We start from the raw sequence: 15,498 nt of genomic DNA on the forward strand, positions 1-15,498 counted from the left end.
CGTGGTTCCTCAGAGTTCGTTGAGGGAGGCGGTGTGCTCGAGCTCGCGCAGGATCAGTTCCTCGACGAGGTCGGCAAGGGCGGCGACGGTGCGGGCGGACAGCACGTCGCGGGGGCTCAGTTCGACACCGAACGCGTCGCGCAGCAGCGAGGTGACGTGCATGCCGCGGATGGAGTCACCACCGAGCGCGAAGAAGTCGTCCTCGGCACCGACCCGGCCGACACCGAGCACCTGGGCCCAGATCGAGGCGACGGCCTCCTCGGCCGGCGTGCGCGGCGGGACGTGCTCGGCCGGTGTCCACTCGGGATCGGGTAAGGCGCGCCGGTCGATCTTGCCGTTGGGACTCAACGGGAACTCGTCGAGCCGCACGATCGCGGACGGCACCATGTAGTCCGGCAGCGCGGCCTCCGCGGCCCTGCGCAACGCGTCCACGTCCGGCGTCCTGACGTAGGCGACCAGCCGATCGTCCCGCACGACCACGACGGCATCGCCCAGCACGGCCTCGATCTCGCCGAGCTCCACGCGCAGCCCGCGGATCTTCACCTGGTGATCGGTGCGTCCCAAGTACTCCACCGCGCCGTCTGTCCGCCACCGGGCGAGGTCACCGGTGCGGTACATGCGCGTCCCCGCCGGGCCGAACGGATCGGCGACGAACCTCCCGGCCGTGAGTCCCGGCCGGTTCAGGTAACCGCGGGCCAGCTGGACGCCCGCCAGGTACAGCTCACCCGGCACACCCGGCGGCACCGGCCGCAGTTCGGCGTCGAGCACGCGCAGGGCGGTGTTCCACACCGGCCTGCCGATCGGCACGACGTCCGCGCCAGGACAGGTCTCCCAGCTCGTGACGTCCACGGACGCCTCGGTCGGCCCGTACAGGTTGTGCAGCGGCACGTCGACCGCCTCGTACCAGGCCCGCACCAGGTCCGGCGGCAGCGCCTCGCCGCTGCACAGCACCCGCCGCAACCCCGTGCAGCCCTTGGCGGCGGGCTCGCGCAGGAACGCTCGCAGCATCGACGGCACGAAGTGCACGGTCGTGATCGACTCGCGCTGCACGAGGTCGGCCAGGTACGCCGGATCGCGGTGGCCCTCCGGCTTGGCCACGACCAGCGTGGCGCCGGCGATCAGCGGCCAGAAGAACTCCCAGACCGAGACGTCGAAGCTCGCGGGCGTCTTCTGCAGCACCCGGTCGTCCGGGGTGAGCCCGTACTCGTGCTGTGTCCACAACAGACGGTTGACGACGCCCCGGTGGGGCACGACCACGGCCTTGGGCCTGCCCGTCGAGCCGGACGTGTAGATCACGTAGGCCGGGTGGTCCGGTGTCAGGACGATCTCAGGGGCTGTGGGCGGGTGATCGGAGGCGTCGAGCGGTGAGTCGATCACCAGCACCGGGCCGGCGTCCTCGATCATGAACGCGACGCGTTCGGCGGGCAGTCCGGCGTCGATCGGCAGGTAGGCCGCACCCGCCTTGAGCACGGCCAGCAGCGTCACGACCAGGTCGATCGACCGCGGCAGCGACACGGCGACCACCCGTTCCGGACCGGCGCCCTCGGCGATCAGCCGGTGCGCCAGGCGGTTCGCCCGCCGTTCCAGCTCCGCGCCGGTGATCGCCTCGCCCTCGAACCGCACGGCCTCTTCGCCGTGGGGAGCCAGCAGGTCCAGCAGGGTGCGGTCCGGCACCTCGTGCGCGGTGTCGTTCCACTCGGCCAGCACCCGGTGCCGTTCCTCCGGCGTGAGCAGCGGCAGCGCACCGACCTGCCGGTCGGCGTCCTCGGCGATGCCGGTGAGCAGCACGCGCAGGTGGTCGCCGAGCCTGCGCGCCGTGGTCTCGTCGAACGCCGCGGGGTCGTACCCGAGCAGCACGGTCAGCTCGGTGTCCGGGTAGACCGTGGCGCTGAGCGGGAAGTTCGTCGTCTCCACGGCTCGCAGGTCGCGCAGCGGCAGTCCCTGCGCCGGGTAGTTCTCGAACACCAGCACGCTGTCGAACAGGTTCACCCCGCCCTCGACGCCGCTCCAGGCGCGCAGGTCGGTCAGCGGCACGTGCTCGAACCGCCGTGCCTCGACCTGCGCCTCCTGCAGCCCGCGCAGCCAGGCCGCGACGGGTGACCGGTCGTCCACGGTCACGCGCACCGGCAGGGTGTTGATGAAGATCCCGGTGATGTCGTCGACGCCGGGCAGATCGGCGGGCCTGCCGGACACGGTGGCGCCGAAGCACACGTCGTCCCGTCCGCCGTAACGGGCGAGCAGCACGGCCCACGCGCCCTGCACGACCGTCCCCGGCGTCAGCCGCTGCTCGCGGGCGAACGCGTACAACGCGGCGGACTCCCCGGCGGACAACGAGATCCGCAGGTTCGCCGTGGTGCTGGAGCCGTGCTGCCCGGACGGCGTGCGGTCGAACGGCAGCGGCGTCGGCTCGGTGAAGTCGCCGAGCACCTCGCGCCAGTGCCGCTCGGCCGGCTCGTCGTCCTGGTGGTGCAGCCACTCGACGTAGTCGCGGAACGGCGGTCGTTCCGCCGGTTCGCCGAGCACGTCGGTCAGCACCTGGAAGACGCTCCAGCCGTCGAGCAGCACGTGGTGGAACGTCCACAGCACCTGCACCTCGCCCTCCGGCAGGCGGGCCAGCGTCAGCCGCATCAACGGCGCGGTCGCGAGGTCCATGCCTTCAGCCCGGTCGGACTCCAGCAACGCCCGCAGCAGTTCCTCGCGATCCCCCTGAGTCCAGTCCAGGTGGCGGATGGGCACCGGTGCCTGCGCGTGCACGACCTGCACCGGTTCCGGCACGCCCTCCCAGACCACGCTGCTGCGCAACACCGGTGTGCGGTCCACGACCCGTTGCCACGCGGCCGCGAGCTCGTCCGGGTCCGCGGTCACGACGAAACTGGTCTGCTGCACGTACACGCCGTCGAGGGAGTGGAACACCATGCCCGCCTGCATCGGCGTGAGCGGGTAGACGTCCTCGACGTGCGGCGGCGCGATCCGGTCGCAGGCGGCCTGGTCCAGCCGGGCGAGCGGGAAGTCCGACGGTGTGCGGCCACCGGCGTCCGGCTGCGCGCAGTGGTGCGCGATGTCCCGCAACGCCACCAGCATCTCGTCCGCCAGCCGCGTGATCGTGGCCTCGTCGTGCAGGTCGGTGCTGTAGAACCAGGTCACCTCGAGCTGGTCGCCCTCGACGCGGCTGACCACGTCGATGGCGTGCGGGCGCGGTGCGTCCGGGCCGGCGTCGAGGTCCATGCCGCGCTGGTCGTCGTCGAACCGGCCGAGGTGGTTGAACCCGACCTCCGGCGTGACGTCCGGCAGGCCGTCGGCGGTGAGATACCGCAGCGCTCCGTAACCGATGCCCCGCCGGGGGACCGACCGCAGCTGTTCCTTGACCGCCTTCAAAGTCTCGCCCCAGCCCGCTTCCGGCACGTCGAGGGCGACCGGGAACATCGAGGTGAACCAGCCGACCGTGCGGGACAGGTCGACGCCGTCGAACAGCTCCTCGCGGCCGTGGCCCTCCAGTGCGACGAGCACCCGCGGGGAACCGGTCCAGCCGCTCAGCACGCACCCGAGCGCGGCCAGCAGGACGTCGTTGACCTGGGTGCGGTACACGGGCGGCACCTCGCGCAGGACGCGCCGAGTGTCCTGTTCGGACAGTCGAACCGTGACACCGCGCTGGGAAGCGGTGGTGCCCGTCTTGGAGCTGCCACCGGTGAGCTGCTCCCAATGCGATCGTTCGTCGTCGAATCCACCCGCCTGGGCGTGGCCGACGAGCCGGTGTGCCCACTCGCGCAACGAGGTCGTCTTCGGCGGAAGCGGTTCACCGCGGTAGGCGGCGCGCAGGTCCTCGGCGATGATCCGCCACGAGATGCCGTCCACGACGAGGTGGTGCGCGGACAACCTGACCCGGCGCGGTGCCACGATCTCGGTCTCCAGCTGCGAGTGCCCGGACGGCTCGATGCGCTGGCGCCAGCCGTCGTCGAACGCGTACCGCGTCCGCAGGGCGTCGTGGTGCGCCACCACCGTGCTGACGGCCCTGGCGAGCCGTTCGGCGTCGACGTCCTCGGCGAAGTCGAGCACGACGGACTGGTGGAACCGGCTCAGTCCGTCGTGGTGCTCGAAGAACCAGCGCTGGATCGGCGTGAGCGGCACGTCCCCGGTGACCGTGCCCTGCTCGGCGCTCGTCCGGCCGGCGGACCGCACGCGAGGAGCCAGCTCAGCGATCGTCTGGTGCTGGAAGACGTCACGCGCGCTCAGGTGCAGACCGGCGGCCCGTGCCTTGGTGACGACGCTGATCGCGAGGATCGAGTCACCGCCCAGCTCCAGGAAGCCGTCGCGCACCCCGACCTGGCCGACGCCCAGCACCTCCGCGAACACCGAGGCGAGCACGGCCTCGACCGGCGTGCGCGGCGCGACGAACCGGGCGCGCTCGACCCGCGGTGCCGGTGGTTCCGGCAGGTTCGCGCGGTCGATCTCGTCGAGCACCACCCACGCCGACGGGATGAGGTAGTCCGGCAGCACCTGGCTCAGGACACCCTTGAGCTCCGCGGGATTCGCCCGCGTGACGTAGCCGACGAGCCGTCCGTCGTGCACCACCACGTGCGCGTCGTCGACCGTCCGGCGCAGGACCTCCTCGACCACCGCCGGGTCGACGCGGAACCCGCGCACGCGTGCCGCGTCCTCCGCCTCGCCCGCGAACTCGACGAGATCGCGGTCCGGGTTCGCGGTGACGGCCTCGCACAGCGCGACGAGGTCGTCGGCCATGCGCTCGATCGTGCTCGCGTCGAACAGATCGGTGTTGTACTCCAGCGTCAGCGTGAGGTCGTCGCCGCGTGGCCAGAACTCGGTGACGAGGTCGAACCTTGCGGCCGGCCGCGGCAGCTCGACCTCCTCGGCTGCCAGGTCACCGAAAGCGGTGCGCGTGAGCAGTGGCTGCTGGAGCGCGACGACGGCCTGCACCAGCGGCGTCCGGCTCGGGTCGCGGTCGGGCCGCAGCTGGTCCACGAGCTGGTCGAACGGCACGTCGTCGTGGGCGAACGCCTCCAGCACCGTGTCGCGCACCTGGTCCAGGTATGCGGTGAACGGCTGCTCGGGGTCGAGCCACGTGCGCAGCACCAGCGTGTTGACGAAGAAGCCCGTGACGCCGTCCAGCTCCGCGCGGTCGCGTCCGGCGTTCACCGTGCCGACCGCGATGTCGCGCTGACCGCTGTGACGGGCCATGATCACCTTCACCAGTGCGGTGAGCGTCATGAACAGCGTCGCGTCGTGCGCTCGGCCCAGCGTGGTCAGCCGCTGCACGAGCGCGGCTCCCAGCCGGCGCCGCAGCACCGCGCCCGCCGTCGAGCGCAGTGGTGGTCGCACCCGGTCGGTGCGCAGGTCGAGCGGTTCGAGGCCGTCGAGCTTGTGCCGCCAGTAGTCCACGCTGGGCACCGGCTGTTGCTGTTGCCACAGCGCGAAGTCCGGGTACTGCAGGCGCGGCCGCGGCAGCTGTTCGCCGGAGTAGAGCCTGGCCAGCTCGTCGAGCAGCACGGTGACCGAGCGGCCGTCGGTGATGATGTGGTGCTGGCACAGCACGAGCACCTGGTCGCGGGTGAGCAGCGCCCGCGTCAGCGGTCCGGTGCGCAGGTCGAACGGCTTCGCCAGCTCGGCCTCCAGATCGTCGGCGATTTCCAGCCGCACCGTGCCGTGCGGGCTGATCACCTGGACGTCACCGTGGACGGTGGTGCGCAGCGCGTCGTGCCGGGCGACCAGCAGGTCCAGTGCGTGCTGCAGCCGGGTGAGGTCGAGCGAGCCGGTCAACCGCACGCCTACGGCGGTGTTGCTGTCCGGGCCTTCCGCGCCCTGGAGCCGTTTCTGCGTGCGGGACAGCGGCACCGGTTGCCCGGTGTGGGTGGGCTGGATCTCGGCGGGTCTGTCGTCCGGCAGCACCGCGGCCAGCGCCGCGACCGTGCGGTGCTCGAAGAGCGCGCGCAACGGCAGTCCGCCGCCCAGCAACGCCAGCGTCCGCATGGCCAGCACCGAGTCGCCGCCGAGCTGGAAGAAGTCGTCCTCGGGGCCGACCGCGCCGAGCCCGAGCACCTCGGCCCAGACCTGCGCGACCCGGTGCTCGGCGGGGGTGCGCGGTGCCGTGGCCGTCTCCGTGTGGCCCGACGGCTCGGGCAACGCCGACCGGTCGAGCTTGCCGTTGGGGCTCAGGGGGAACGCGTCCAGGACGACGAACGCCGACGGCACCATGTGTTCGGGCAGCCTGGAGGCCACCAGCGCCCGCAGTTCGGCCCGGTCGGCCTCGCCGGTGACGTAGGCGACGAGTCGCTTGAGCCCCTGGTCGGAGCGCGCGACGACGACCGCTTCGCGCACACCGGGATGATCGCGCAGCACCGCCTCGATCTCACCGGGCTCGATGCGGAACCCGCGGATCTTCACCTGGTGGTCGGCACGCCCGACGAACTCGAGCACGCCGTCGCGCCACCGCACGACGTCACCGGTGCGGTACAGGCGTCCCGGCCCGAAGGGGTTGGCGACGAACCGTTGCGCGGTGAGGCCCGGCCGGTCGAGGTAACCGCGGGCGAGACCCGAGCCGGTGACGTACAGCTCGCCCTCGTCCGCCGGCCGCAGGTCGTCGTCCAGCACGTGGGCGACGGTGCCGGGGATCGGCGTGCCGATCGGCGGGCTGCCACCGGAGCTCAGCGGCTCGCTCCACGTCGACACGACCGTGGACTCGGTCGGCCCGTAGGCGTTGATCATCCGGCGGCCGGCCGCCCAGCGCTCGACCAGTTCGGGCGTGCACGCGTCACCGCCGACGATCAGCGTGCGGAAGTCGGGCAGCGGGACCTCCGGCACGGTCGCCATGGCCACGGGCGGGATCAGCGCGTGCGTGATCCTGTTGTCCCGCAGCACCTCCGCGAGCTGCTCGCCCAGCAGCGGGCCCTCCGGCGGCACGACCAGCGCAGCGCCGGACGGCAGCGCCATGCACAGCTCCAGCACCGAGGCGTCGAAGCTGGGGGAGGAGAACTGCAGCACCCGGTCGCCCGGCCGCACCTGGAAGTGCTCGATCTCGGCGCTCGCGAAGGTCGCCAGCCCGGCGTGCGTGACGACCACGCCCTTCGGTCGCCCGGTCGAACCGGACGTGTAGATCACGTACGCCGGGTGCGCCGGGTCGACCTCGACCCCCGGATCGCCGTCCGGCATCCCGCTCGTGTCCACCGCGGACTCGAGGGTGAGCAGCGGCGCCGCGTCGCGCAGCATGAAGTCGATCCGCTCGGCGGGATAGGCGGGATCGACGGGCAGGTAGGCGGCACCTGCCTTCAGCACGGCGAGCTGCGCCACCACGATGTCGGCCGACCTCGGCATCCGCAGCGCCACGATCCGTTCGGGACCGGCCCCTCGCTCGCGCAACCACCACGCCAGCCGGTTGGCGCGGGCGTCCAGCTCCGCGTACGTGAGCGTGCCCGACGGCGCGATGACCGCGGGTGCGTGCGGGGACGACGCCACTCTGGCGCGGAACAGTGCCGTGAGAAACATGACGGGGAGGGGCCTTTCCGGAGGATCAGTCGGAAGGGTGAGGAAATGATCAGGCGACGCGGCGGGCGAGCCTGCCGCCCACCTGCAGCCAGCCGATGTCGCGGCCGGGGGAACCGCGCAGAAAACGTCCGGCTTGCGAAGTGTCACCGGTGTCGACGTCGCGCATTCGGAACCGCAGTCCGTCGTAGAGCGTCAACTCGGCGAAGGGCTCGCCGTCCACGACGAGTCGCAGCGGCGCATTCTCACCCGGCAACACTGAATACTCCGTGTCGCCGTTGTAGAAACGTCCCACGCAGCCCGGCGGCGTCGCCGCCACCCGTTCTCCCAGCTCACGAAGACCGTCGTAGTCACCGACACCGAGCGCGCGCGCCAATTCGTGCCACATCGCGAATCCGGTGCTGCCATTGGTCGTGAGCGCGACCACGGCACCGCTTTCCGGATGCACGCGGAGGTGGCAGGACGTGCCGTCGCCCGTGCCGTCGTGCCCGAACCACCCGCCCTCGAACAGCGCCACGCCGAGTCCCCAGGCGTCGGCCATCCCGAACGGCTCCGCACCGTCCACGGGGGTCCGCATCTCACGCAGCTGGGCGTCCTCCACGAGCGTCGGCCCCTCGCCGGCGAGCATCCGGCCGAGCCGCACCAGGTCGATCGCACTGGCTGCGACGGCGCCGGCGGGCGCGTCCACGAGAGTGAGCGACTGGTGCACCGGCACCACCCGGTGCCGTTCGGGATTGACCGCGTGCCCCGGCACCGAGTCGTTCTGTCCGTCCGGCGCCACCACGAAGTGCGCCTCCACGCCCAGAGGCCGCAGCAACACCGACGACATGGCCTCCCACCAGCTCATACCGGTGACGACCTCGATCAGGTGCCCGGCGGCGCTGTACCCGATGTTCGAGTAGGAGAACCCGTCACCGGGCTCGTGCAACGGGTCGGCGCGGCGCAGGCACTCGGCCACGTGCTTGCTCAACGTCGACGCCGTGACCTCGTCCGAATCGGACGGCAGACCACCGGTGTGGCTCAACAGGTGACGAACGGTGAGCCGTTCGCTCAGGCTCGCGGCAGCGGGCAGGTACTCGGCGAGCGGCTCATCGAGATCAAGATCCCCGTCCGACACGAGGATCATCGCCAGCGCCGCGGTGAAGGTCTTGCTGACCGACCCCACGGGCACGCGCGCGGCCCGAGTCATCGGCGGCCCACCCGTGTGCTGGACGCCGAACTCGACCGCGCGGGTAATTCCGTCGCGGTGCACGGCGAGTTGGGCGCCCGGAATCAGATGGCGTCTGGCGTGTCTTTCCAACAATGGCTGGAGCTGGACTTCGTGCATGTTCCCTCGCAGTACAAGTCGACCCCCAGAGCAATTTCGTCGCAAGTTTTGTGTCAGGACGCCGCATTCAGCCGGTTAGTCCGTTCAGCGGTTCGTACGCTGCCAAATCATCATCACACCGTGGGACCGCCAAATGGAGCACGTCCTTCGAGTGTCCCCGAAAAGACGCCTTCATGCGGTCATCAGTGACGCTCTGTCGTAGGTTGCGGGAGGTCAACCACTCGAACGGGTGGGTTTGGACTGAACCGTCTCGAAAACCGTCCGGAAATGGGGTGTATTTCTGGAAAATGTTTCGGATACGTATCGTCACAGGCCGTCACGGACCGTACGAATGTCGATATTTCGAGAATTCTGGATGCTGTGAAACGCGTAGAAGCGGGCGGCTCGGCCTTGCGCCGAGCCCGCCCGCCTCTACTTCACCCGTCCTGGATCACGCGCCGTGACGCTCCAGATCGCCGCCGTTCCAGTCGCTGTGCTGAATGAACTCAGAACCGTCGGCCCTGGCGGCGCCCCGCGCCTGCAAACAACTGAGTCGAGCCGCGCCTAGACGGCGACCGCCTTGCCCGCCAGTGCCGCGAGCGCGTCGCGCAGCGCGGCCGCGTCCGGGGTGCCGGTGAAGACCTTCGCCACGTAGCCGTCGGGGCGGACGAGAACCGTGTCGGTGCCCGGTTCGGCGGGGGCCGCGACCAGCACGCGGTCTTCCCAGCCGGTGACGTCGCCCGCGCCCACCACCACGAAACGGCCGCCGCGCAGAGCCTCGTACAGCCGGGTGCCGTCGGCGAGGGCCACGTCGGGCATCCGGGTGCCGGTCAGCCGGTGCTCGCCGCCGGGAGCGCGGTAGCGGAAACCCAGTGCGGACAGCCTGCCCGTGAGCCTGCGGTGGATCGCCGGGACGCGCAGTGCGGTGCCGCCGACCAGGCCGCGCAGCGCACGCGCGAAGCGGGACCGCGCCATCGCCAGCCGGATCATCGTGCCGCTGATCCGCAGGACCTCCTCGCCGACCGGGTGCCGTTCCGCCTGGTAGGTGTCGAGCAGTGCGTCCGGGGCGCCGTGGAGCACCGCCGCGAGCTTCCAGCTCAGGTTCGCCGCGTCCTGCAGCCCCGTGTTCATGCCCATGCCGCCGGCGGGGGAGTGGACGTGTGCGGCGTCGCCCGCCAGGAACACGCGGCCCACGCGGTAGTGCGGCGCCTGCCGTTCGTCGCTGTGGAAGCGGGACAGCCAGCGGGCGTCGTGCATGCCGAAGTCGGTGCCCAGCGCCCGCCTGGTGATCGCGCGGACCTCGTCCAGCTCCAGCGGGGTGTCGTCGGTGACGTCGGTGCGCCGGTCCCACGCGAAGACCCGCCACCAGCCGTCACCGAACGGGGCGATGAACGTGAACTCCGAGCCGGAACCGTTGACGGTCAACGTGTCCGGCGGCGTCTCGCGCAGCCGCACGTCCGCCAGCATGATCGACTTCAGGACCGACTTCCCGGGGAACGGCTGGCCGAGCGCCTGGCGGACCGCGCTGTGGAAACCGTCGGTGCCGACCACGTAACCGGCGCGGTACGTGCCCCCGGTCGTGTCGACCTCGGCGCCGGTGGCGTCCTGGCGCACCGCGGTCACCGCCGCGTCGTACACGATCTCCACCCCGGCCTTGAGCGCCCGCGCCAGCAGTGCCCGCTCCACGTTGTACTGCGGGGTCACCAGCATGTACGGGAACCGGCTCGGCAGGGTGCCGAGGTCGACGTGCACCCGGTCGAACAGCCGGATGTCGGTGACGCGCCCGGCCCCGGTGCGGTCCAGTTCCTCGACCAGTCCACGGGCGTCGAGCAGCTCCAGCGTCCGGGCGTGCACGGCGAAGGCCCGCGACAGGTTCGACACCTCGCCGTTCCGCTTCTCCAGCACCGTCACCGCGACACCGGCCTCGGCCAGGTCGCCCGCCAGCAGCAGTCCGGTCGGGCCGGCACCGACCACGATCACCTCGGACATGTCCGTCTCCTTCTGGTCAACAGCTGTTTGCCAACGGTCGTTGGCAAAACGGTAGAGCAGCTCGGCTCGACATGTCAACAGCTGTTGGCCTACAGTTGTTGGCATGACGGGCAGCACGGAAACCACCAAGGCGCGGCGCTCCGACGCGACCAGGGCGGCGATCCTCACAGCCGCGCGGGAACGCTTCGCGGCGGACGGTTATGAGCGCGCCACCATCCGGGCGATCGCCGCCGACGCGCGCATCGACCCGTCGATGGTCATGCGCTACTACGGCAACAAGGAGAAGCTGTTCGCCGCCGCCGCGGAGTTCGACCTGCGGCTGCCGGACCTGACCGGGGTGCCGCGCGAGGAGGTCGGGGCCAGGCTGACCGCCCACCTCGTCGACCGCTGGGAGCACGACGACACCCTCATGGCGCTGCTGCGGGCGGCGGTCACCAACCAGGCCGCGGCCGAGCGCATGCGCCAGCTCTTCGCGGCCCAGCTCGGGACTGTGGTCGCGGTGCTGGTCGAGGACCGGGCCGAGGCGCCGGTGCGAGCCGGGCTGGTCGCCACGCAGGCACTGGGATTCGCGCTGACCAGGTACGTGCTGTGCCTGCCGCCGGTCGTCGCGCTGGACCGGGCCGCGGTCGTGGCGTGGCTCGGCCCGACGATCCAGCGGTACCTGACCGGCGAGCAAGGGGAGTAGGCGTGCGCTGTCGCTGACCGGCGTGCGGCGACCCGTGGGCACGCCGGGACGCCGGCCGACGGCAGATCGTCCGATCTCGGCTCGGCCGCGCACCGGTGACCTGGGGTCAGCCGGTGAGGAAGTCGACGAGCAGCGGGTTCACCCGGGCCGGATCGTCCTCGTGCACGTTGTGTCCAGCACCCGGAACGATCTTCACCTCCGCACCGGGGATGCGCCGGCCGTACTCGTGGGCGTAGGAGGCGGGCAGCCACCGGTCGTCCTGTCCCCAGATCACGAGCGTGGCGGCGGTGATCCGCTCCAGTCCTCGGTCGAGGGGGCCGTAGTCCTGGCTGCGGACGAGCTCGACGAAGGCGCTGCGCCGTTCTGGTTCGGACAGCCAGGCCCACGTCTCGTCGACCACCTCCGCCGTCACCCGTTCCTGATGGGTGAACGCCGACCGCAGGCTCGTCTTGAAGTCCGCGCGCCGCATCAGCTTCACCGCGGCCTCACCCACCACCGGCACGTCGAAGACGGCGGTCTGCGCCGCCGGTTTCCTGTCGAGGCCGGGGGAGTCCATCAGCACGAGCTTGTCGACCCGTTCGGGGTGACGCTCCGCAAAGGACAGACTCCACGCACCGCCCCACGAGTGCCCGACCAGTGACGCCTTCCGCAGACCCACGGCGTCCAGGAACGCGCCGATGGCATCCGCCATGGCGGGAATCTCGTACGAGAAGTCCTCCGCCACCTCCGTGTAGCCCTGGCTCGGCAGATCGACGGCGTAGACCGTGTGCGTCTCGGCCAGGGCCGGGATGGTGTCGCGGTAGGAGTGCTGCCACTGGACTCCGCCCGCGATCAGCACCACCGGCGAGCCCTGTCCGGTTCTGGTGTAGTGGAAGCGCGCCAGAGGTGTGTCGGCGTACAGGGACTGGACTCGGCTCAGGTACGGCGAACGGTATCCGTCCACAGCGGACGGTTGCCACGTACGCGATGAACAACAGCGCGGCCGTCATCACCGCGATCATGCCCGCCGGCCACCGCGGCCGGTGCCGGCGGCGGGTGGGTCGTCCGGGCGACGTCTCGTCAACTGCGACCATGATCTTCCTCGGTTCCGGGAGTGCTGCGCAGAACTGGACGAGGCGGCACGGTCCGGCGTGACAGGTGCGCCGGATGATCCAGATCACCCGAGGTGGCTTCAGTCTTCTCGGAGCCGCAGGCAGCGCCGGAAGAAGCCGGCCTGGTCGGTGAGGGCGCGCTCGCGCGCGGCCGGGTCGGTGTAGAAGGTGAAGTGGGAGCCCGGATAGCTGCGCAACTCGCCGCGCGGGGCACGCTCGGCGAGCTCGCGGGTCGTCTCGGCGGGTGTCTCGCGGTCGTCGGCCGCGACGCAGACCAGCAGCGGCATGGTCAGCCGGGCAGCCGCCTCGTCCGGGTGGTAGCGCATCATGCCGAGCAACGCCCGTGGCGCGACGCTGTTGCGCCACGGGGAAACCGCCTCACCACTGGTGAGCGCCTGGATGTGCTGCTCTGCCTCGGCCGTGGCCGCGACCGCGAGCTCGCCCGGCCGGCCGACCACGGGGATGTAGTACGGCCGCAGGCCGGCCTTGCCACGCAGCGCGTCCCAGCCGATGGCCCCCATCAGCCGGAGGGTCTGCCACGTCGACCGTCCCTCGACGCGCTTGGGAAACCCGTTGAACGGGATCTGCGCCACGACCGCGACGATGCCGGCGTCACCCGCGGCGACGGAGATGACGTGCGCACCCCCGAGCGAGTTGCCCCACAGCACGACGGCGCCGCTGTCGACCTGGTCGTGCTGGCGCGCGAACGCGATCGCCGACCGCAGGTCCTCCTGCTGGCCTTCGACGTCGACGAGCTGCCGCGGCTCGCCGGCGCTCTCCCCGAAGCCGCGGTAGTCGAACACGAGCGCGGCCATCCCTTCGGCGGCGAACCGCTCGGCGTGCGGGAACAGCCGGTCCATCGTGCCGCTGAACCCGTGGCACAGCACGACGCAGGGCAGCCTGCCGGCCGGTGCGGCCGGCAGGTAGAGGTATCCCGCGCAGGTGGTGCCGCAGGACTCGAAAGTGACCTTGATCCGCTTGTTCATGGCTCCGCTCCCCAGCAGACTGACCTGTGGTCAGCATCCTAGGCACGAAACTGACCATCGGTAAGTGGATGTCGCCGATTTTCCGAGGAGCCGGATGAGCGCTACACCGGAACGCGTCCTGGTGGCCGCACGCGCGCTGTTCGCCGAACGCGGCTATCGCGCCACCTCGATGCAGGCCATCGCGGATCAGGTCGGCATCACCAAAGCGGCGCTCTACTACCACTTCGCGTCGAAGGACGAACTCCTTCGCCATCTGACGCTGCCGCTGCTGGACGAGCTGGAGGGCGCGCTCGGCGACGCCGAGGCGGCCGGTGATCCCGAAGCGGTGCGCTGGCGTGCCATCGAGGGCTACGTCGATGTCTACCTGCGTCATCGGGAAACGCTGTTGATGCTGGTCAGGGACATGACGCTGCTGGTGCAGGCGCCGGTGGCGGATCGGTTCCGCGCGGCCATCGCCCTCGCCAACGACCTGGTCTGCGGGCCGCGGCGCAGCCTGGAGGGGCGGGTGCGGGCGGCGCAGGTGGTCGCGGGGCTGGGTGATCCGGTCGTGCTCTTCCTCGACGTGCCCCCCGAGCGGATCAAAAGCCTCATCCTCGACGGTGCGAGGGCCCTGCTGAAGCCTTCCGGTCCCGTGCCTGCGGCAACAGCCGAAAGTCCACGCCCTCGCGGGCGTCCACGAGGGCGGAACGGTGGCCGGCCCCCGGCGTTGACCGAACCGCAGGCCAGGCAGGCGCGTCAGATGTACGCGGCAGGTCGTCCGGTGCCGGAGATAGCCGAGGAGATCGGTGTCTCGCGCGCCACCGTCTACCGGTGTCTCAAAACCTAGCCCATTGATTTTGAAATCAAGTCCGGACCGGCTGTCAGGCGTCGGCGAGGGCGTCCGCGGTGACGGTGACGATCTTCTGCCAGGTCGCGGGATCGTCCCGGACGGTCCTGCTCGCTTCCAGGTGCACGAACGTCACCCCGTGCTCGGCGGCCACGCCGCCCTGCTTGTTGCGCCTGCCTTCGAGCTCACCGCAGTCGCGCGCCCACGCTCGGCAGACCCGCAGCGAGCGGTCCAGGCCGTCCGCGATGCGCCGGTGGGCCGACTCGGCCGCACCGGCGCCGGGTGAGATCACCGCGTCCGCGGACGACAGGCTGTCGTCACCGAATCCGTGCAACTGCACCTGCGGCAGACCTCGCTCTGAGTGCTCGACGGCGAGTACGTGGAACATCGAGTCGACGCGGTGCGCGGCGTCACCCGCACCGTTCGCGACCGCGCGGTGCGTGCCGGAGACGGCCAGCACGCTTCCGGGGACCTTCCGGAACAGTTCCAGCCCGATCTCGCCGGTGTGCAGGTCGTTCGCCGGGTGCGGTACCTGCAGCGCCAGCCGTGCCGGCCGCGTGAGATCAATCATGTAGAGACCCCAGCCGCGTTTCACGTTCGGTTCGCTCGCGACGATCACGTAGCCGCGGCCGGTCTGGTCGTCGGTGCCCTGTTCGACGCTCATGCCGAGTTCCCGCAACGGACCGGCGGCCACCGGCACGTCATCCGGCCGCCCCGCGCTCAGCGTGGTGATCGCCTCGACGAACGTCCGGCGCTCATCGTCGCTGGGAGGCCGATACGCGGCGTCCTCCCGCAGCGCCGCCGCGTACTGCTCGACCCGCTCCCGCACGGAGGACGCGGGGAGCTGGAACGAGGGCTCCTGCCGAGATTTCGGCATCGCGACGACTACGGCTCCGGCGAGGACGACGGCCACCGCCAGCAAAATCCACCAGTAGTGGGGCCTTGAGTCGGATTGAGTCACTCAGTGTAGTCCACTTCACTCATCTGATCCCCAGTTGCGCACGTATGAGTGACAGTTACATCGGGCAATAGTGCACAATCTACGAGATTCCAGGACCTGGGGGCCGCGTGCGGGGGCGTGCCTGTGATGTGAGGACGGACCGATTCGGTGGCGCGCCACAAAA

The 15,498-nt window shown here is 70.8% G+C and carries 8 protein-coding genes; 2 read left to right on the forward strand and 6 right to left on the reverse strand.

Going from position 1 to position 15,498, the window contains the following annotated elements; translation table 11 throughout:
• Positions 1–9: 9 nt before the first annotated feature.
• From AB0M48_RS25020 to AB0M48_RS25030, 3 genes are all read right to left on the reverse strand, one after another.
• The gene (locus tag AB0M48_RS25020) at positions 10–7,494 is read right to left on the reverse strand and encodes an amino acid adenylation domain-containing protein (protein WP_363846278.1); all 7,485 of its coding nucleotides are present in this window, start codon (positions 7,492–7,494) and stop codon (positions 10–12) included.
• A gap of 49 nt (positions 7,495–7,543) precedes the next feature.
• Positions 7,544–8,818, reverse strand: a complete 1,275-nt coding sequence (locus AB0M48_RS25025; protein ID WP_363846280.1) for a serine hydrolase domain-containing protein — start codon at positions 8,816–8,818, stop codon at positions 7,544–7,546.
• Positions 8,819–9,361: 543 nt separating this feature from the next.
• Complete coding sequence (locus AB0M48_RS25030) at positions 9,362–10,786, reverse strand: FAD-dependent monooxygenase (protein WP_363846282.1); 1,425 nt, start codon at positions 10,784–10,786, stop codon at positions 9,362–9,364.
• 103 nt (positions 10,787–10,889) lie between these two features.
• Here AB0M48_RS25030 and AB0M48_RS25035 point away from each other — a divergent pair, with 103 nt between their 5' ends.
• Complete coding sequence (locus AB0M48_RS25035; RefSeq protein ID WP_363846284.1) at positions 10,890–11,471, forward strand: TetR family transcriptional regulator; 582 nt, start codon at positions 10,890–10,892, stop codon at positions 11,469–11,471.
• 106 nt (positions 11,472–11,577) lie between these two features.
• On the opposite strand, the gene AB0M48_RS25040 is transcribed toward AB0M48_RS25035, so the two are convergent.
• Positions 11,578–12,414, reverse strand: coding sequence for an alpha/beta hydrolase (locus AB0M48_RS25040; protein ID WP_363846286.1), 837 nt, complete (start codon positions 12,412–12,414; stop codon positions 11,578–11,580).
• Positions 12,415–12,642: 228 nt separating this feature from the next.
• Positions 12,643–13,548 carry an alpha/beta fold hydrolase gene (locus AB0M48_RS25045; RefSeq protein WP_363846288.1) on the reverse strand — a complete coding sequence of 302 codons (906 nt, stop codon included), beginning with the start codon at positions 13,546–13,548 and terminating at the stop codon, positions 12,643–12,645.
• Between the two features lie 121 nt (positions 13,549–13,669).
• On the opposite strand from AB0M48_RS25045, the gene AB0M48_RS25050 reads away from it, so the two are divergent.
• The gene (locus AB0M48_RS25050) at positions 13,670–14,374 is read left to right on the forward strand and encodes a TetR family transcriptional regulator (RefSeq protein WP_363846290.1); all 705 of its coding nucleotides are present in this window, start codon (positions 13,670–13,672) and stop codon (positions 14,372–14,374) included.
• Positions 14,375–14,408: 34 nt separating this feature from the next.
• Here the strand turns inward: AB0M48_RS25050 and AB0M48_RS25055 are convergent, their stop codons facing one another.
• Positions 14,409–15,287, reverse strand: a complete 879-nt coding sequence (locus AB0M48_RS25055; RefSeq protein WP_363846292.1) for a hypothetical protein — start codon at positions 15,285–15,287, stop codon at positions 14,409–14,411.
• Positions 15,288–15,498: the final 211 nt, after the last annotated feature.

Source organism: Lentzea sp. NPDC051208, assembly GCF_040682435.1.
Lineage (GTDB): Bacteria > Actinomycetota > Actinomycetes > Mycobacteriales > Pseudonocardiaceae > Lentzea > Lentzea kristufekii.

Excerpts from the sequence above, each read along its gene's own strand:
- AB0M48_RS25020 (WP_363846278.1), bottom strand. The coding sequence starts at position 7,494 with ATGTTTCTCACGGCACTGTTCCGCGCCAGAGTGGCGTCGTCCCCGCAC.
- AB0M48_RS25035 (WP_363846284.1), top strand. The coding sequence starts at position 10,890 with ATGACGGGCAGCACGGAAACCACCAAGGCGCGGCGCTCCGACGCGACC.
- AB0M48_RS25030 (WP_363846282.1), bottom strand. The coding sequence starts at position 10,786 with ATGTCCGAGGTGATCGTGGTCGGTGCCGGCCCGACCGGACTGCTGCTG.
- AB0M48_RS25025 (WP_363846280.1), bottom strand. The coding sequence starts at position 8,818 with ATGCACGAAGTCCAGCTCCAGCCATTGTTGGAAAGACACGCCAGACGC.
- AB0M48_RS25045 (WP_363846288.1), bottom strand. The coding sequence starts at position 13,548 with ATGAACAAGCGGATCAAGGTCACTTTCGAGTCCTGCGGCACCACCTGC.